Below are 18447 nucleotides of genomic sequence, written 5' to 3'. Positions count from 1 at the left end.
GGAAGACACGTGAGAGAATACGCACCGCAGTTCCGATCCCCCGTACGTCCCCGTGAGGACCGCACCCTCATCGACGTCCTCCTCGAGTCGGCCGCTGCTCATCCCGATCAGCCTGCCCTCGACGACGGCGCTCGGGTGCTCAGCTACTCTGAGCTCATCACCGCGATCCGCGATCTCGCCCTGGAGATGGCCGCTGCCGGAATCGGGCCCGGGGACAAGGTCGGCATCCGTGTCCCCTCGGGATCGGTGGACCTGTACCTGGCGATCCTGTCCACGCTCATGCTCGGCGCGGCCTACGTTCCCGTCGATGTCGACGACCCGGATGAACGTGCGCGCACCGTCTTCGCCGAGGCGGCCGTGACCGGGGTGATCACCGCCGGACCACACATCGAATCCCGCACCGACCGCGGGCCCCTCGATCGCTCGGAGCTGCGGTCGCCCACTCCCGATGACGACTGCTGGGTGATCTTCACCTCCGGATCGACGGGCACCCCGAAGGGCGTTGCCGTCACTCACCGTTCGGCGGCGGCCTTCGTCGACGCGGAGGCGGCCCTGTTCTGTGTCGAGGAGCCGCTGGGATCCGGCGATCGCGTGCTGGCCGGACTGTCCGTGGCCTTCGACGCCAGCTGTGAGGAGATGTGGCTGGCGTGGAGGCACGGCGCGTGCTTGGTCCCGGCCCCGCGTGCACTGGTGAAGTCCGGGATGGATCTGGGTCCGTGGCTGTCATCGCGGCAGATCACCGTCGTCTCGACCGTGCCGACCCTGGCCGCACTGTGGCCGGCAGAGAGTCTCGACAACGTCCGCCTCCTCATCTTCGGCGGAGAGGCCTGCCCGCCCGAGCTCGGCCGCCGGCTGCGCGACGACGACCGCGAGGTGTGGAACACCTATGGCCCCACCGAGGCGACCGTCGTCGCCTGTGCGGCCATGCTCGACGGGTCCGAGCCGGTGCGCATCGGCCTGCCCCTCAAGGGCTGGGACCTCGCCGTCCTCGATGCCGCGGGAGTACCCGTCGCCGCAGGCGAGACCGGCGAACTCATCATCGGCGGGGTCGGACTGGCCCGCTACCTCGATCCGGCGAAGGACGCCGAGAAGTTCGCCCCCATGCCAAGCCTCGGCTGGGACCGGGCGTACCGGTCCGGCGACCTCGTCGTCAACGATCCGGCCGGGCTCATCTTCGTCGGCCGTGCCGATGAGCAGATCAAGCTCGGCGGCAGGCGCATCGAACTCGGCGAGATCGATGCCGCCCTGCAGGCCCTGCCCGGTGTCGAAGGTGCCGCGGCCGCGGTGAAGAAGACCGCGGCCGGCACGGACGTCCTCATCGGCTATCTCGCCCCCGGTGCCGGTGCGGGCGAGGCCGACCTTCCCGATTGGGAGGCGCGGCTGCGCGACGAACTGCCTGCCGCGCTCGTTCCCCGTCTGGCTCTCGTCGCGGACCTGCCCACGAAGACCTCCGGCAAGGTCGACCGCAATGCCCTGCCCTGGCCGCTCGACGCCGGCACCGAGGCGGCCGGATCCGATGAGGTCTTCGACCACGACACGGAGTGGGTGGGGCAGCAGTGGGCCGCGGTCCTCGGCGCCCGTCCGGGCAGCGATACGGACTTCTTCACGGCCGGCGGCGGCTCCCTGGGTGCGGCACAGCTCGTGTCCCGTCTGCGCACCCGCCATCCCAGCGTCACCGTCGGCGATATCTACGCCCATCCGCGCTTCGGCGCCCTGGCACGGCTCTGCCTCGGCGAGGAAGGATCCGGGACCGGACCGACGGGACCCAAGCGCACGATCACCCGGACCTCGCGAGGGATGCAGGCCTTCCAGGTGCTGCTCGGGATTCCGGTGCACATCCTCGGAGGGGTCCGGTGGGTGGTGCTGGCGATGGTGGCGGCGAACCTCGGCGTGAGTCTGGGCGCGGATCTGCCGCTGACTCCGTGGCCGGTCGTCGCCGTCCTCTTCCTCGTCTTCGTCACCGCATGGGGGCGGATGCTCATCTCGGCAGGAGCGGCACGGCTGCTCATGATCGGGATCCGGCCCGGGGTCTATCCGCGCTCGGGCTGGGTGCACAAGCGGCTGTGGCTGGCCGAACACATCGCGGATCTCGCCGCGGCGGTCTCGGTGGCGAGCGCTCCCTGGGTGACCTGGTACGCGAAGCTGCTGGGCAACCGGATCGGGCCCGATGCCGATCTGCATTCGGTGCCGCCGGTGACCGGTCTCCTCACCCTCGGCGAGGGTGCGGCGATCGAACCCGAGGTCGATCTCAAGGGCTGGTGGGTCGACGGGGATCTGCTGCGCATCGGACGCATCGACATCAGTCGCAATGCCACGATCGGTGCCCGGTCGACGCTCATGCCCGGCGCCGAGGTGGGGGTCGGGGCCCTCGTCGAAGCCGGATCGGCGGTGACCGGGCGGGTGCGGAAGAACCAGATCTACTCGGGTTCACCGGCGGTGCGCGTCGGGAAGGCGAAGAAGTCCTGGCCGGCTCCCCCGCCGAGGCGACGGCTGCCGTTCCTGTTCTATGCCGTCGGTTCCCAGATCAATGCGCTCCTGCCGTACCTGGCGGTGGTGCCGGGCATCGCCCTCATGCTCGGGGTCTCCGGGATCGAGGTCGTCGAGTCTCCCTGGCTGTTGGCGGCATGGTCGCCCGTGGTCGCGTGCCTGTGGTTCGTCACCACGGCCCTGTTGGTCCTCATCGCGGTGCGGATTCTGGCGATCGGCATGGACGAGGGCGAGTTCCCCGTCCGTTCGGCCAGAGGTTATCGGGTGTGGGCGACCGAGCGTCTGCTCGACATGGCCCGGGACCTGCTGTTCCCCCTCTACGCGTCGATGCTCACCCCGTGGTGGCTGCGCCTCCTCGGTGCGAAGGTCGGGCCGGGCACGGAGATCTCGACGGTCGTCTTCGTTCCGAAGATGACGACGATCGCCGCCGGCGCCTTCCTCGCCGATGACACCATGGTCGCCAGCTACGAACTCGGCCACGGCTGGATGCGGGCCGGGCGGGCGAAGGTCGGTAAACGCGCCTTCCTCGGCAACTCGGGGATCGCCTCCCCCGGCCGCAGGGTGCCGAAGAACTCCCTCGTCGCGGTGCTCTCGGCAGCGCCGGCGAAGGCGAAGAAGGGGTCGTCGTGGCTCGGTTCTCCCCCGGTGCAGCTGCGCCGCGCGGCCGTGGAGTCCGACGAGTCGCTCACCTATGCCCCGACCTTCGGGGTCAGGGCCGCACGTGCCTTCTGGGAGACGCTGCGGATCTCATCGATCATCGCCGGCGGTCTGCTCATCACCGGAGTCGTCCTCACCATCTGGTTCTTCCTGGGACTGTCGGGCGGGGTGGCTGCAGAGTCGACGACGTTCCTCGCCTCGGTGCTGCTGGCCCTGCTCACCTCGGGCATCGTGATGATGGCCGCAGGTGCTGTGGCGGCGGGACTGGCCGTGGCGGCGAAGTGGATCCTCGTCGGCCCCATCCGCCCCGGGGAGCATCCGCTGTGGTCGTCATTCATCTGGCGCAACGAGGTCGCCGACTGCTTCGTCGAACTCGTGGCCGCCCCCTGGTTCACCAGGAACGCCGTGGGCACGCCGGCGATCGTGTGGTACCTGCGGGCGATGGGCGCCAGCATCGGGCACGGCGTGTGGTGTGAGAGCTACTGGCTGCCGGAGGCCGACCTCGTCGAACTCGGGGACAACTCGACGGTCAACCGCGGCTGTGTGGTCCAGACTCACCTGTTCCATGATCGGGTGATGAGCCTCGATGCCGTGCAGTTCGATCCCGGCGCCACCTTGGGACCCAACAGCGTCATCCTCCCGGCATCCACGCTCGGTGAGAACGCCACGGTGGGAGCGACGTCTCTGGTCATGCGCGGTGAGTTCGTGCCGGCGCATGCCTACTTCAGCGGCAATCCTGTCATACCCTGGGTGGATGCCCCAGAACTTCCCTCACTCGAAGAGACAGGCCGATCGCATGCTTGATTCCTATACCCAGGGCGTCGGCAACGCTGACCTTCGCATCGACCACTACGATCTCGACCTCGACTACCGCATCGGCCCGAATCGGCTCTCCGCCCGGGCGGTGCTCAAGGGCCGGGTGCTCACGGACACCTCATCGATCGTTCTCGACCTCACGGGGCTGCGGGTGACGAAGGCCAGCGTCAACGGCAAGAAGGTCCGCTTCTCCGCCCGCGGGAAGAAGCTGCGGTTGACGACCCCTGCGCTGGGCAGCGACCAGCCGGTGGTCATCGACATCAGCTATACGGGCAATCCGGAACCGGCGATCGGCACCTGGGGTGACATCGGCTGGGAGGAGCTCGAAGACGGAGTGCTCGTGGCCGGACAGCCCGTCGGCGCATCGACATGGTTCCCGTGCAATGACCATCCTTCGAACAAATCCCAGTACCGCATCTCGGTGCTCGTCGAGTCCGAGTACACGGTGGTGTCCAATGGGTCCCTGACGAAGAAGACCCGCAAGGCCGGGCGGACGCGGTGGACGTATGAGTCGACGACTCCCCTGGCGACCTACCTGGCGACGGTGCAGATCGGCCGGTACAGGTACGGGCAGATCCCGCTGAGCTCCGGAGCCACCGGGGTCGGCGCCGCAATCCTCGGCGCTGCGAAGGACGCCGTCGCGGGATCGGCCGGCGATGCCCTGTCGAGCGCCGCCCGAGGAGTCGCCGGTGCTGTCGGCAAGGACGTGTCCGTTCACGATTCCTCGGGCAGGCGCACGACTCACAGCCGGACCGAGTCCCCCGTTCCCCTCGGCGTCTACGCCGACGATCATTGGGATGTGGCGATCGAGCGCCTCGGTGTCCAGCACGGAATGATGAACCTGTTCATCGAACGCTTCGGCCCCTACCCGTTCGACGTCTACGACGTGGTCGTGACCGATGACGTGCTCGAGATTCCGCTCGAGTCGCAGCCCCTGTCAGTGCTCGGGCCCAATCATCTGGGTCCCGAGTGGGAGGCCGAGCGCCTCGTCGCCCACGAGATGGCGCACCAGTGGTTCGGAAACTCGCTCACCCCGTCACGCTGGCGCGACATCTGGCTCAACGAGGGCTTCGCCTGCTACGCGGAATGGCTGTGGTCGGAGGAGTCCGGGCGGGCGAGTGCCGATGAACGTGCCAGGCAGTGGTGGGAGGAGCTGTCCGCTCAGCCGCAGGATATTCTGCTCGGCGACCCGGGCGGGCCGGACATGTTCGACGACCGCGTGTACAAGCGCGGCGCCCTGTGCCTGCACGCTCTGCGCCGCGAGCTCGGCGATGCGGACTTCTTCGCCGCCGTCGGCGAGTGGACGAAGCGGTACCGTCATTCGTCGGTGAGCACCGAGGAGTTCATCCGCTGCTTCTCCGAGTCGACAGAGCGTGACATCGCTGAGGTGGTCCGTCCTTGGCTCGAGGAGCTCGAACTTCCCGAGCTTCCGTAGAGGGGTTCCGGAGCTTCCGTAGAAAGGTCAGGGGCCGACTGCGCCTCAGCCGAGCTTGCGGACGAGCACGTCCGAGTCCCCGTTGCGTCCGACGGGCTCGAATCCGTGGTCGGCGTAGAGCTTCGCCGCCCCATTGCCGTCTTCGACGGACAGACTCACCGCAGGGAAGCCGCTTATCCGGGCCAGCGCGCAGACCGTGTCGAGGAGGGCTCCGCCGATGCCCTGCCCCTGGTGGTCGGGCAGCACTGCCATCGAGAGTTCGGGGATGTCCGCCGCCACCCAGCCGTAGCCGGTGAACGGCGTCTGTTCATCCGACGGCGCCTGTTCATCCGACGGCGTCAAATCGGCGGCTGCCGGCTCGGAGCCAGTCGGCTCGGCAGTTGAGTCGTCGGCCTGACCGCCCTGACCGGGTTCGGGGCCGGCCCCGGCCTCCGCATCGTTCTGGGCCTCTGGATCGCGCTGGCCCTCAGCCGTCGCCCCGGCACCACCGTCGGGCACGACCTCGCTGCGGACCACCTCGGTGCCGGTCTTGTCCAGGGCAGAGGCGAAGTCTCCGCCCACCCGCTCATCGGCTTTGCCGACGACGTCGTCGATATCGGCCAGACGCACCCACGCAAGTCCGACGATCGGCGACTGCGCATCGGCTTCGGCGTGCGCGGCGACGGCGATATCTCCCTCGCGTCCCCAGCCGCGGTAGTAGAAGACGGCATCGCTGCGGTATCGGAGGTCCTCGAGCTCGATCCGGGGTCTGTCCATCGACCAGTTGAAGCACAGATCGAGGAACGGCAGGAAGGTCTCGTCATCGGTCTCGGCGGGAAGCGGACGGATCCGTCCGCGCAGCAAGGCGCCGGCCGCCTCGGCGGAGGTGTTCGGCGAATCATGAGCGTCAGTGTGGGCAGCGTTCATGAGATTCCTTTCTCGACGGCGCGATCGATCCACGCCCGGTTGCGTACTCGCCAGCCCAGGGTCAGGGCGCGGAAACCGACGAATCCGATGCAGAATCCGGCCCAGAGCCCGGGTGCTCCCGGCCAGATGCTGATGATCGGAATGAGCAGAATCGCGTATCCGATCACAGCGACCAATTGTGCCAGAGCCAGGTATCTCGCGTCTTCGGCTCCCATCAGCACGCCGTCGAGGACGAAGACAAAGCCCGCGATCGGCATGCTCAGTGCCAGGACCGGCAGGAGGGCGGCCAGCGCCGACACCACGGCGGGGTCGGAGGCGAAGGCACGGGGGATGACTCCGGAGCCGGCGAACAGGACGACGCCGACGACGATGCCGAAGACGATCCCCCACAGGCACAGGCGGCGGTTGATCGCGGCGACCGCCTCGGTGTTCTTCGCGCCCAGCTCGAGGCCGATCATCGCCTGGCCGGCGATGGCCAACGAGTCGAGGGCGAGCGCAAGCGCGAAGAAGATGCTCTGAGCGACCTGGATCGCGGCGAGGTCCGTCGTGCCCATCGCCGTGGCCAGGAAGACGAGCAGGATGAGTGCGGCACGCAGCGAGGCATTGCGCACCAGCAGCCACCCGGACGTCTTCGCCGAAGTGAACACGCCGGTCCAGTCGGGGCGGATGCCGGCGTGGAGGCGGCGGGCCGCGCGGACGGAGATGGCGAGGTAGACCGCGCACATTCCGGCCTGCGCAAGAACCGTGCCCATCGCCGATCCCGCGACCCCCATACCGACCCCGTAGATGAAGAAGGCGTTGAGGCCGATATTGGCGATGCACCCGGCAGCGGCGACGACCAGCGGGGTCTTCGTGTCTTGGAGTCCGCGCAGCAGTCCGGTGGCCGCGATGACCATGAGCATGAATGGCAGCCCCCACCACGAGATCGCCAGGTAGGAGTGTGCGCCCTCCGTGATCGCCGGATCCGGGTCGAACGCCTCGATCGCAGTTTTCAGCAGGGGCAGCCCGACGATGATGAGCAGGATGGACGTGCCCAGTGCCAGCCAGATTCCGTCGAACCCGGCCGTGATCGCGCCCGGTCGGTCCCCCGATCCCATCCGTTTGGCCACACGCGGTGTGGTGGCATAGGCGAGGAAGATCATCAGACCGAGCACCGTCTGCAGGATTGTGGAGGCGATCGCCAGCGATCCCAATGCACCGGCACCGAGGTGGCCGACCATGGCCGTGTCCGTGAGCAGGAAGATGGGTTCGGCGATCAGGGCTCCGAGTGCGGGAAGAGCCAAACGGAGAATGTCTTTGTCGATCGCTGCCACGTCCCCGATTCTAGCGAACCGGTCTCGCTGGGCCCGAGTGCCGAGGATCGCCCCGGCGCGAACGTGGGCCGACTGGTTCCGAGGACCGCCCCTGTGCGAAGGCGGGCCCGAGTGCCGAGGAGCGCCCCTGCGGGAAGGCGGGCTCACCTCGATCGCACTGTCGTGTCAGTGCCGAACTGTAGATTCGGAGGACAAACAGAGCATCATCGCCGAGGATGAGAATGAATAAGTCATGATCGATCAATAATCGTCTTTTGTTCTATTTGTAATCGTATTGTGACATTAATATATGCCTGCAGATCATATAATTGAGATAGGCGATTTCCCGACGAGTGACTTCCACAGAGGCGTGGAGAGGTGAGACACCGATGAAGAACATCGGAGACAACGACGGACGGACGTCGCTCCTGCCTGCCGCTCCCTCAGCAGAGGCAGACAGGCGGACCCTGTCCCAGTTCCGTCGTGCGCACGGGCGTCGCATGGAAGAGGCCGAAGACAGTGACCTCGTCGACCTGCTGGATGCCTATACGCAGAGCAGCCTCGCGCAGATCAACTCCATGGTCGCCACCAGTCGTGCCGTTGCACAGGATGTTGCCTATGCTCTCGGGCTCCTGGGATGCCATCCCGACGCAGTCTATGAATTCGCATCATTCACCGAGACCTGTACCCGTCACTCCTCGGCTGAAACCGGCAGAACACTTGCCGGCCTCGGCGAGAAGAAGGCTCAGACCCAAGCAGCCGACGGTGCCGTCGGCTCGCACCGAAGCCGCGACTGCGATGCCATCGACCAGAAGATCTGCGCAGTCGACCTCCCTTCCGACGACCTCTTCTCCACGCGCAGGACCTGGACCAACCGAGAGAATCTGGCGTGGACACGAGCTGTGGCTCAGGTCGAAGCCGAATCGGGTACGAAGATCGGCATCAGCGCTGGGCCGAAGAAGGACCGTGCCGCCGGTCGCCGTCTCCGTCGAGTCCGGAAGTTGGCCGAGGAGTTCCTGTCCGATCCTGCTCTGCTGCCTGACTTTCCAGGCTTTGACCCGGAAATGACTTTCTTCGCATGGCTGCGCAGCAATATCGAGCCGACTGAGGCGGGCGTGTACTCGACCCTGCTCGGTGCGACCACGAGCAGATCGCTCCAGCACATGACGTCGTCGATGACGCTGGCGCACGGGCTTCCGCGGTTCCTCAAACGCTGTCTGGATGGAGACTTCACGATCGAGCATGTCGATTGTGTGACCCGCGCGTGCCGAGACCTGCACTTCGAGCATCTGCCTGCGCTCGACGACTATCTGGCTCACAGGCGCGCCGACATCACGATCGAGACGTTCAAACGTTCGGTCGCGCTGAAGATCGCCGCGCTTCAGCCGGCCGAGGATACGGTGAAGAGCGTATCGCTGCGGCGTCGGGTCGACTTCAGCACCGGCGACGACGGAACTGCCTACCTCACGCTGACCGGTCCCGCCCCAGAACTTCAGGCCTGCTTCAGGAGGCTCGATACCTTCTGCCGGGCAGTGCATAAGAACAATACGAGTGCGTTCACGAGCCAGCTCAAGGCAGGCGACTGCTTCGATGAGGAACGGTCGATCTCTGCCCTGATGTTCGACATCCTCACGCGCACGCGTCCTCAGCTGAAGCTGCGCATCATCAGCACCAATGACGCAGACGGCTCGTCGACGAGTTCCGATTTCTCTCTCGACGGCCTCTTCGCCGGCCCCGACGGCACCCCGATGCACGAAGGCGAGGCCCTGCTCGACTACATCGAGCGGGTATTCGACGACATGGACAAGAACGGTTACGAGGCACCGACGCAAGCCGCGTCGGCCGATTCGGGAGCCTCAGCACAGAGCGAATCCCGCCCCAATGCGCCGATCACTCCGGCAGGACGCACGTTCGAGTCCCAGCTGCTCGAAGCCGTCCTCAGCAGCAACAGCACGACCGATCCTGACGCGGCCGAATCACTCTCGACTCTCATCGGCTCGCGTGCCAGTGGAGCTCGCCCCGCCGCCGAGGGCTCCGAGTCGGCATCAGCAGGCGCTGTCGACGCATTCGGCAATCCCATCCTCGATGCCGGCGAGCGCCGCATCAGCTTCGAATTCCTCCTGGATATGCCGACCAGTGAGTATTGGCTGGCGAATCAGGCGAGCACATTCATCACCGTTCCTCTGCTGACGCTGCTCAGCCAATTCCAGTCGGAAGACGGCAGTCCTCCGCTGTCGCCCACGGATCCCCCGGGTGCACCGCCGCCGAGCAGCGATCCCCCAGGTGCACCACCACTGACCGGGGAAGCCTCAGATCCGCCGCTTCCCACCGAGTCACCAACACCCCCGATCACCCCAAGAGCAGAGCCCACAGGCCCTGACGTACCGCTGACCTCAAGTGAGGTGTGCGATCTGGCGGGTATGCTTCCAAACGGGTCGCCGATCCCTGCCGACATGGCACGACGGGTCGCCGGCTACTCCACCACATGGACCAGGCTGCTCACCGACCCGGCGACCGGGACACCTGTCGACGCGAAGGCAACGTCCTACGCGATTCCCAACAGCGTGCGCAAGACACTTGTGGCTCAGTTCGCGACGTGCACATTCCCCGGCTGCACTCAACCAGCTGAGGTGACAGAGGTCGATCACATTGACCCGTTCAATCACTCCGACCCTACCCAGGGCGGACTCACTCGGTTCGGCAACCTCCACTGTCTCTGCAAGGCGCACCACCAGCAGAAGACCAACGGCAATTTCGACGTGCGGATGACCGAACCCGGCCACTTGGAGTATGTCTTCCGCAAAGGTCTCACCGTGGAGGTCGTCTCACCGGACAACCCCATCAGCGTCGAGCATGCCCGACTGTTCCTCGAACGATTCGGCAGTGGCCTCGCACGACAGTGCCGAGCAGTCACAGTGGAGCAGTCGAGCACAGAGGATCCATCTGCCCACGACCATGCGCCAACGCCCGAAAGTGAATCTGGCGCCGAGCGTGACTCTGACATTGAGCGGGGATCTGGCACCGACCGGGGATCTGACTCTGAGCGGGGATCTGGCACCGAGCCGTCGACGGCCCAGAGCGGCGGTGCAGATGCGAAGCACCCGGCTCCCGGCGATCGGAAACGGGCGCGGGAATGCCCTGAACCAGCGGCAACCGAAGGCACCCCCGGCTGGAGGGAACTCGTTGCCGGGGATCTCTGCGCATTCACACCGGTGTCTGCGCCGAGCAGAATCGGCGAAACGTCCGGCGCCCTGCCGGGCGATGAAGACGGCCCGGAGCTGCGCGATTGGTTCTGGGACTCCGGCGAACCTCCACCATTCTGAAAGGTGTACTGCGCAACGAGCCTCCGTTGACGTCCGACTACGACGACTTCATCACCGCTGACGGCTCACTGTCGGCACACCACCGGCGAGAAGTCGGCATCCACACCGCTCGTCGACGCAGAAAGGGCCGACGACATCGGGTCAGAATCGACTCGAATATCGTCGGCCCTTCGCTCTTGCGCAGCTGCCGAGGGAATGCCTCTGCAGACTTCGAACAGTCCGGCAGCTCCCTGTCCCCCGCCGATGCACATCGTGACGACGACGTACTTCACTCCGCGGCGACGTCCCTCGATGAGGGCGTGCCCGACAAGCCGGGCACCGGTCATTCCGTAGGGGTGTCCCACAGAGATGCCGCCGCCGTCGACGTTGTATTTCTCCGGGTCGATGCCGAGCCGGTCGCGGCAGTACAGCGCCTGAACAGCGAACGCCTCGTTGAGCTCCCACAGCCCGATGTCATCGATCGACAGACCATGGGTCTTCAGCAGCTTCGGAATGGCGAACACAGGACCGATGCCCATCTCGTCCGGTTCGCAGCCGGCCACGGCCATGCCGCGATAGATGCCCAACGGTTCGAGCCCGCGACGGCTGGCTTCTTCGCTCGACATGACCACCGAAGCGGAGGCTCCGTCAGAGAGCTGAGAGGCGTTGCCGGCGGTGATGCTCGGAACCTTCGACGCCACACCGGGCTCGAGAACCGGGTTGAGTCCGGCGAGGCTGTCGAGCGTCGTCGACGGCCGATTGCCCTCGTCGGCTTCGAGCAGCACATCCTGACGCGAGGTCTCCTTCGTCTCCTTGTCGACGACGACCTTCGTCGTCGGCAGGGGCACGATCTCGTCGTCGAACCGACCGGCTTCCTGAGCGGCGGCGGTGCGCTGCTGCGAGGACAGGGAATACTCGTCCTGAGCTTCTCTGCTGACGCCGTAGCGTTCGGCCACGACCTCGGCCGTGGCCAGCATCGGGTAGTAGATGCCCGGGATGCGCTCTTCGAGCCACGGATCCTTGGCCCGGAACGTGTTCATCTTGTCGTTCTGGACCAGCGACACCGACTCCACGCCACCGCCGACGGCGATCTCCTGGCCGTCGAAGAGGACCTGCTTCGCCGCGGTCGTGATGCCCATCAGCCCGGATGAGCACTGCCGGTCGATCGACATTCCGGGAACCGTGACAGGAAGTCCCGCACGCAGTGCCGCCTGCCGAGCGACATTCGTACCTTGGCTGCCCTGTTGCAGAGCGGCGCCGAAGACGACGTCTTCGACCTCGCCTCCTTCGAGGCCGGCCCGTTCCACGGCGTGTTTGATCGCGTGGCCGGCCAGCTCCTGAGCCTGGGTGTCATTGAAGGCACCACGGTAGGCCTTGCCGATCGGCGTGCGGGCCGTCGACACAATGACTGCTTCTCTCATAGTTCTCACCTTTCGAAGATGTTTGTGAACCCGTCGCGAGGACGGCGGCGATCAGTCCTTCGGACCGCCGGCAACGTAGATGACCTGACCGGAGACGAAACCGGCGCCTTCGGAGGCGAGGAACGATGCCGTGTGAGCGATATCCTCGGGCTTTCCGGACCGAGCCACGGGGATCTGCTTGACCGAAGCTTCGACGAAGTCGTCGAACCCCATCCCCACGCGCTCGGCAGTGGCCTTGGTCATGTCGGTTTCGATGAAGCCGGGGGCAATGGCGTTCGCGGTGATGCCGAACTTGCCGAGCTCGATCGCCCAGGTCTTCGTGATGCCCTGGATACCGGCCTTGGCGGCGGAGTAGTTCGTCTGTCCGCGATTGCCCTGCGCCGAGGTCGACGACATCGAAATGATGCGGCCGAACTTCTCGTCGACCATGTAGGACTGGACGGCCCGCGCCATGAGGAAAGCTCCGCCGAGATGGACGGAGAGGACCTTGTTGAACTCCTCGTACGTCATCTTGAACAGGAGGTTGTCGCGCAGAATACCGGCGTTGTTGACCAGAACGGTCGGCGCACCGAGGGTCTCGGCGACCTGCTTGACCGCGGCATCGACCGAGTTCTCGTCGGAGACGTCGGCCTCGAGTCCGAGAGCTTCGCCGCCGGCGCCCTTGATGGCGGCGACGGTATCGTCGGTCGGACCCATATCGAGGACGGCGACCTTGAGTCCGTCGGCTCCGAGCCGCTTGGCGATGGCGGCTCCGATGCCGCGGCCTCCACCGGTGACGATTGCAGTACGAGTCATGAACACGCTCCTAAAGATGATGTTGCGTCATTGCCGAGGGGAACCGAGTCATCAACTGCGGTTCGCGTCCGCATCGGACCTGATGTGACACAGATCTCGCATGCAGTTATGCCCACTGTAGACCAGATCCGCCACTGAACGATTGTTTGCTCACCTTTCAGACAGAGAGCCGCCTCGAACGCGTCAGCGACCCGAAACATCTCCCGACGTTTCTGCGCACATGTCGCCCGACCTCGTCTTATGCCCTCCGGGCCACATCCGATCCCGAAGATTATCGAACGTTCAAAAATCTAGCTCAAAACCACTGACTTCACCAGAGTGATTTGGAAGTGTTCACATCAGTCGAAGTCCACTACGGATTGACGACGACTCCGAGCACGGTCACTGACGACGGCTCGGGAAACGTGTGGAGCAAACGTGTTCCAAGAGCTTTTCAAAGGAGAAAAGATGAACTCTGTCTCGCGAAGTCGCCGCCGCAGACTATCGGCAGCCGCAATCATGGGTGCCATCGCCTTGACCGCCACCGCGTGCGGCGGCGGTGGTAGTGGCTCGGGTGAGGGCGACTCAGTCGTCATCGGCTACACCGGACCCCTCAGCGGAGGAGGCGCCGCGTACGGTGAGAACGTGAAGATCGGCCTCGAAATGGCCATCGCCGATCTCAATGCGGACGGTGTCGAGGTCGATGGCGAACCCGTGACTCTGGAGCTGAAGTCCCTCGACGACAAATACGCACCGTCGACTGCCGCCAGCAATGCTCAACGACTGGCCGACCAGGACAAGGCCCCGGTGGTCGTCTCCCCGAATGCCGGAGCGATCAAGGCGATTCAGCAGATCAACAGCGGCAGATCGAGCTTCCTCATCTCCGCGTACACCTCGGATCCGGCGATCGTGCAGGCGGACAATCCTCTGACGATGATGATTCCCCCGAATTTCGAATCCTACGCGACGGAGTTCTCCGAAACCGCCATGGAACACGGAGGCAAGAAGCTCGCTCTGCTCGGAACTCAGAGTGAGTACGGGCAGCAGTGGTCCAAGTCGATCACAGGCGCGTGGAGCGACGCCGGCGGAAAGGTCGGCGGAGACAACAGCATCGACTATGCCACCGTGTCCGATTTCGCGGGGCCCGTCTCGAAAGCCCTGGCCGAGAAGCCCGACGCGATCTTCGTCGGCGGACCATCCCAACCGACCGCTCTGATCATGGAGGAAGCTCGCAAGCAGGGCTTCGAAGGCAGCTTCCTCGTCATGGACCAGGCGAAACTGGATGAGATGGCGACGGTGACGGAGCTCGACAATCTCAAGAACTCGGTCGGAGTTCTGCCCGTCTCCGAATATCAGGATCCGGGCACCGAAGACTTCCTGAAGAAGTTCGCCGAGAAGGCCGGTGAGAAGAAGGTCCCGACCAGCGAAACGGCACTGAACTACCAAGGAATAGCGATCATCGCCAAGGCGATGGAGGTTGCGGGAACGACGGACGACCCCGAGAAGATCAGGGAAGCCATCGGTGAAGCACTGCCGGAGGTCGATGACAAATACAAAGTCAATGGCTTCCCCGATGAGATCACGGAGCAGGGGCACCTCCTCAACCCCGACCTGGAGGCAACTTTCCTCGATGAGGACGGCGAATACACGAAGGTGCCGATCGAACAGGCATCCGACGACAAGTAATCTCCGTCAGCGGCATCTCCCAGGGGTGAGGCGCGTCCGTGCGCCTCACCCGGGCCGCACTCATGCCTGCAGAGGACCCGATTCACCATGACCCTCTTCATCCAACAGCTCTTCAACGGCCTTGCGCTGGGCGGCGTCTACTGCCTGGCCGCGATCGGTCTGACCTTGGTGTTCGGAGTGCTGCGCATTCCCAACCTGGCTCACGGTGCGCTGTATATGCTCGGCGCCTACATCACCTACTTCTTCCTCACAACTGTCGGTGTTCCCTATATCGCGGCGATCGGCATCGCGGCGATCGTGCTCTTCGTCGTCGGCGTCGGGCTCGAACGTCTCGTGTTCCACCCCTTGCGCAACTCCCCGCACACTCACCACATGATTGCGGCAGTCGGTGCGATGTTCTTCTTCCAGGCTCTGGCTCAAGCGATCTGGGGCGCCGACTTCCGCCGCATGGACACTCCGATCACCGGCGAGCTGCGAATACTCGGCGCCGAGATCTCTGCGCAGCGCATCGTCATCATCGTCACCGCTGTGATCGTGCTGGCGCTGCTGGCGTGGTTCATCAAACGATCCATCCACGGTCAGACGATCGAAGCGATCGAACAGGATCGCGTCGGTGCATCGCTCGTCGGCATCAACCCGTCGATGGTCGCGATGCTGACGTTGGGTCTGTCCGCCGTGCTCGCGACCATCGCGGCGGGACTCGTCGCACCGATCAATCTTCTGTCACCGACGATGGGAGACGCACTCAACCTCAAGGTGTTCGCCATAATCATCCTCGGCGGGCTCGGATCTCTTCCGGGGGCCATCGTCGGCGGATTCGCACTCGCGATCGCCGAGACGATGACAGCGACCTACATCTCCTCAGCGGTCGGCGAGGCCGTGGCATTCGTCGTTCTCGTGGCGGTGCTGGCCATCAAGCCCAACGGACTGTTCACGAAGGCGGTGCAGCGATGAACTCCATGAAGAATCCTCGAATCATCGGCACCATCGCCGTCATCATCCTGCTCGGCCTCACGCCCCTGGCGTTCGGGCAGGAGAACTACACGATGCGGGTGATCACCGTAGGCATGTGTGCGGCGATCGCCGTCTATGGTCTCAACATCATCCTCGGCTTCACCGGTCAGCTGAATCTGGCTCAAGGCGGATTCTCCGGCATCGGCGCCTACGGGGTGGGGCTGCTCACCACCGACTACGATTGGTCCTTCTGGGCTGCCTTCTGCGTGTCCGTGATCGGCACCGCGGTCATCGGTTACCTCTGCGGGCTGATTGCGCTGCGGACCAAGGACGAATACTTCGCCATCTTCACCATGGCCATCGGCTTCATCATCTTCCTCGTCATCAGCCGCTGGGAGTCCGTCACTCATGCACATTCCGGAGTCAACAATGTGAAGTTCCCCGAAGGCGGAGGACTCATCGACTTCGAATCGCCCACTGCGATGTTCTACCTCGTCTTCGCCGTTCTGCTCGTCTGTGTCTACACGACGTACGCGATTCGGCGCTCGAGCGTGGGCCGCACGCTGCTGACCATCAGAACGAGTGAAGATCTCGCGGATGCGATCGGTGTGCGTGTCGGCTTCAGCAAACAGCTCGCCTTCGCGGCATCCGCTGTCTTCGGAGGGATGGGCGGAGGTCTCTACGCATCCGTGGTCGGCTTCATCGGACCCGATTCGGCGACGATCGACAAGACCTTCGAATTCCTCATGTTCATCCTCGTCGGAGGAATGGGCACTGTCGCAGGTCCCCTGCTCGGGAGCATGATCGTGACATTCCTGTTCGAACTGTTCCAGGACTTCCAGGCGTATCGATTCATCGTTCTGGGCCCCATCATCGTCGCCCTCGTGATCTTCGCACCGCGGGGAATCGTCGGTTACCTCGGCGGTATCGTCGACAGACGCAATCGACGGCGCAGGGCCGAATCTGCCCGCGGTGCCGATGATGATCATGAATCGACAGATGCTTCGACCTCCGGCGAAACGGGCGACCACCGCGCACGGAACGTCGCCGACGGAGTCGACTCGAGTGTCGGCCGGACCGGAAGCACCCCGTCGTCCGAGGAGACGAAATGACAATGCTGGAAATACGAGACCTCGGTAAGCGCTTCGGCGGACTCGATGCGGTCAAGGACGTCGACCTGGACGTCGAGGCGGCCAGATCACCGCTGTCATCGGTCCCAACGGAGCAGGCAAGTCGACGCTGTTCAACCTCGTCCATGGCTTCTATCGACCCACCGCGGGGACCATCACTTTCAAGGGTGACGACATCACTCATTCGTCCCCGCACCGTACGGTGTCCGGCGGTATCGCGCGCACATTCCAGACGACGAATCTGTTCGACGACAGCACCCTGTTGGAGAACGTCCTGGCCGGTCGGATCGTCCGTTCGAAGTCCACTGTCTTCGACGCTGTCTTCCACACTCCTCGCCACCGTCGTGAATCACGGATCAACGAGGACAAGGCGATGGAAGCTCTCGAGTTCTGCGGAGTCGCGGACTATCGGCACGATCTGGCGTCCAATGTTCCGCAGGAGGTGCAGAAGCGCACCGCAGTGGCCATGGCCCTGGCCACGGAGCCTGAGCTGCTGCTGCTCGACGAACCGGCCGGCGGCATCCCCGAAGAGGAGACCGTCGACTTCGGCAACCTCATCCGCTCCCTGCCGCAGCGAGGGGTCTCCGTCCTGCTCGTCGAACACAAGATGACGATGATCATGGACCTCGCGGACACGATCCTCGTCCTCGATCACGGGCAGAAGCTGGCGCTCGGTGCACCGGCGGAGATCCAGTCGAATCCGGATGTCATCCGTGCCTATCTCGGTTCGACAGCACAGGAGGAGGACTGATGCTCACTCTCGACAATGTCAGCACCGGATACGATGCCGCCGATGTGCTCCACGGCGTGAGCATCACTGCGCGGCCCGGAGAGCTCACCGTGGTCCTCGGCGCGAACGGATCAGGCAAGACGACTCTCTTCAAGACCATCAGCGGACTGATGCGGGTCCGTACCGGTTCGATCACCTATGAGGGACGGCCGCTGCATCGAGCACGCGCGAATGCCATCGTCAAGGCCGGTATCGCGCACTGCCCCGAGAGCCGTCACCTGTTCGGGAAGATGTCGGTGGAGAAGAATCTGCGTCTGGGGTCATATCCTCACCGGAACGGTTCTCGAACCGAAGAGATCTACTCTGACGTGCTCGATATGTGGCTCTTCGTAATTGAGAGTGTAGATCGGTGATTCCAGGACACGGCGAGTCGCTGCGCGGATAGACGTCGAGGTCTTCCGATGATGGAAGTTCTCACACAATCCATCCGAAAGACCTCGACGTGGCCAAGCCTACTTTCTCGACCCCTGACCTCACGACATTCTGCCGACTCGACACCCTCGACCTCGCCTGCATCGGCCAGCACATCACCGGGCACAAGGCCATCCTGGAATGCCGGCCCAACACTGCTGATGACTGGTGCCGTCGGTGCGGTGGCCACGGGATCATTCGCGACACCGTCGTCCGCCAGCTGGCCCACGAACCTTTCGGCCACCGACCAACTACGCTTCATCTTCGCCTCCGCCGTTACAAATGCATCGAGTGTGGCCGCGTCTGGCGCCAAGACGCCACAGCCGCGGCACCACCACGAGCGAAGATCTCGCGAACCGGCCTCGACTGGGCGCTGCGTGCCCTCG

At 64.6% G+C, this 18447-nt stretch carries 13 protein-coding genes; 9 read left to right on the top strand and 4 right to left on the bottom strand.

All coding sequences use genetic code 11. The annotated features are described in order from the left end of the window. The first annotated feature begins 9 nt into the window (after nt 1-9). The gene (locus tag ACTIIH_RS06910) at nt 10-3948 is read left to right on the top strand and encodes a Pls/PosA family non-ribosomal peptide synthetase (RefSeq protein ID WP_441451230.1); all 3939 of its coding nucleotides are present in this window, start codon (nt 10-12) and stop codon (nt 3946-3948) included. After that, nucleotides 3941-5395, top strand: a complete 1455-nt coding sequence (locus tag ACTIIH_RS06905) for a M1 family metallopeptidase (RefSeq protein ID WP_441451229.1) — start codon at nt 3941-3943, stop codon at nt 5393-5395. The genes ACTIIH_RS06910 and ACTIIH_RS06905 overlap by 8 nt, the downstream gene beginning before the upstream one ends. A 45-nt stretch (nt 5396-5440) precedes the next feature. On the opposite strand, the gene ACTIIH_RS06900 is transcribed toward ACTIIH_RS06905, so the two are convergent. Both ACTIIH_RS06900 and ACTIIH_RS06895 read right to left on the bottom strand, forming a co-directional pair. After that, on the bottom strand, nt 5441-6301 hold the full coding sequence (locus ACTIIH_RS06900) for a GNAT family N-acetyltransferase (RefSeq protein WP_441451228.1): 861 nt from the start codon (nt 6299-6301) through the stop codon (nt 5441-5443). Next, entirely contained in the window at nt 6298-7614 is a 1317-nt protein-coding gene (locus ACTIIH_RS06895) for an MATE family efflux transporter (protein ID WP_441451227.1), read from the bottom strand. Before ACTIIH_RS06895 ends, ACTIIH_RS06900 begins: the two co-directional genes overlap by 4 nt. A gap of 368 nt (nt 7615-7982) precedes the next feature. On the opposite strand from ACTIIH_RS06895, the gene ACTIIH_RS06890 reads away from it, so the two are divergent. Then, nucleotides 7983-10916, top strand: coding sequence for a hypothetical protein (locus ACTIIH_RS06890; protein ID WP_441451226.1), 2934 nt, complete (start codon nt 7983-7985; stop codon nt 10914-10916). Nucleotides 10917-10981: 65 nt separating this feature from the next. On the opposite strand, the gene ACTIIH_RS06885 is transcribed toward ACTIIH_RS06890, so the two are convergent. Both ACTIIH_RS06885 and ACTIIH_RS06880 read right to left on the bottom strand, forming a co-directional pair. Continuing rightward, nucleotides 10982-12316 (bottom strand): acetyl-CoA C-acyltransferase, encoded by a 1335-nt coding sequence (locus ACTIIH_RS06885; protein ID WP_441451225.1) that lies wholly within the window; start codon nt 12314-12316, stop codon nt 10982-10984. A gap of 51 nt (nt 12317-12367) precedes the next feature. Next, on the bottom strand, nt 12368-13111 hold the full coding sequence (locus ACTIIH_RS06880; protein WP_101553332.1) for an SDR family oxidoreductase: 744 nt from the start codon (nt 13109-13111) through the stop codon (nt 12368-12370). A gap of 447 nt (nt 13112-13558) precedes the next feature. On the opposite strand from ACTIIH_RS06880, the gene ACTIIH_RS06875 reads away from it, so the two are divergent. From ACTIIH_RS06875 to ACTIIH_RS06850, 6 genes are all read left to right on the top strand, one after another. Beyond that, entirely contained in the window at nt 13559-14776 is a 1218-nt protein-coding gene (locus ACTIIH_RS06875; RefSeq protein WP_101593266.1) for an ABC transporter substrate-binding protein, read from the top strand. A gap of 87 nt (nt 14777-14863) precedes the next feature. Then, on the top strand, nt 14864-15730 hold the full coding sequence (locus ACTIIH_RS06870) for a branched-chain amino acid ABC transporter permease (protein WP_101593264.1): 867 nt from the start codon (nt 14864-14866) through the stop codon (nt 15728-15730). 5 nt (nt 15731-15735) lie between these two features. Continuing rightward, on the top strand, nt 15736-16842 hold the full coding sequence (locus ACTIIH_RS06865; protein ID WP_257943946.1) for a branched-chain amino acid ABC transporter permease: 1107 nt from the start codon (nt 15736-15738) through the stop codon (nt 16840-16842). 85 nt (nt 16843-16927) lie between these two features. Continuing rightward, complete coding sequence (locus ACTIIH_RS06860) at nt 16928-17611, top strand: ABC transporter ATP-binding protein (protein ID WP_308297795.1); 684 nt, start codon at nt 16928-16930, stop codon at nt 17609-17611. Continuing rightward, on the top strand, nt 17611-18003 hold the full coding sequence (locus ACTIIH_RS06855) for an ATP-binding cassette domain-containing protein (RefSeq protein WP_101593261.1): 393 nt from the start codon (nt 17611-17613) through the stop codon (nt 18001-18003). The genes ACTIIH_RS06860 and ACTIIH_RS06855 overlap by 1 nt, the downstream gene beginning before the upstream one ends. 89 nt (nt 18004-18092) lie before the next feature. Further along, on the top strand, nt 18093-18447 hold a 355-nt coding region (locus ACTIIH_RS06850; protein WP_441451224.1), incomplete at its 3' end, for a transposase family protein.

It is taken from the genome of Brevibacterium sp. (assembly GCF_052105255.1).
GTDB classification, from domain to species: domain Bacteria; phylum Actinomycetota; class Actinomycetes; order Actinomycetales; family Brevibacteriaceae; genus Brevibacterium; species Brevibacterium linens_B.
The sequence above is the reverse complement of the archived record's forward strand: the minus strand, read 5'-3'. Positions and strand labels throughout refer to the sequence as shown.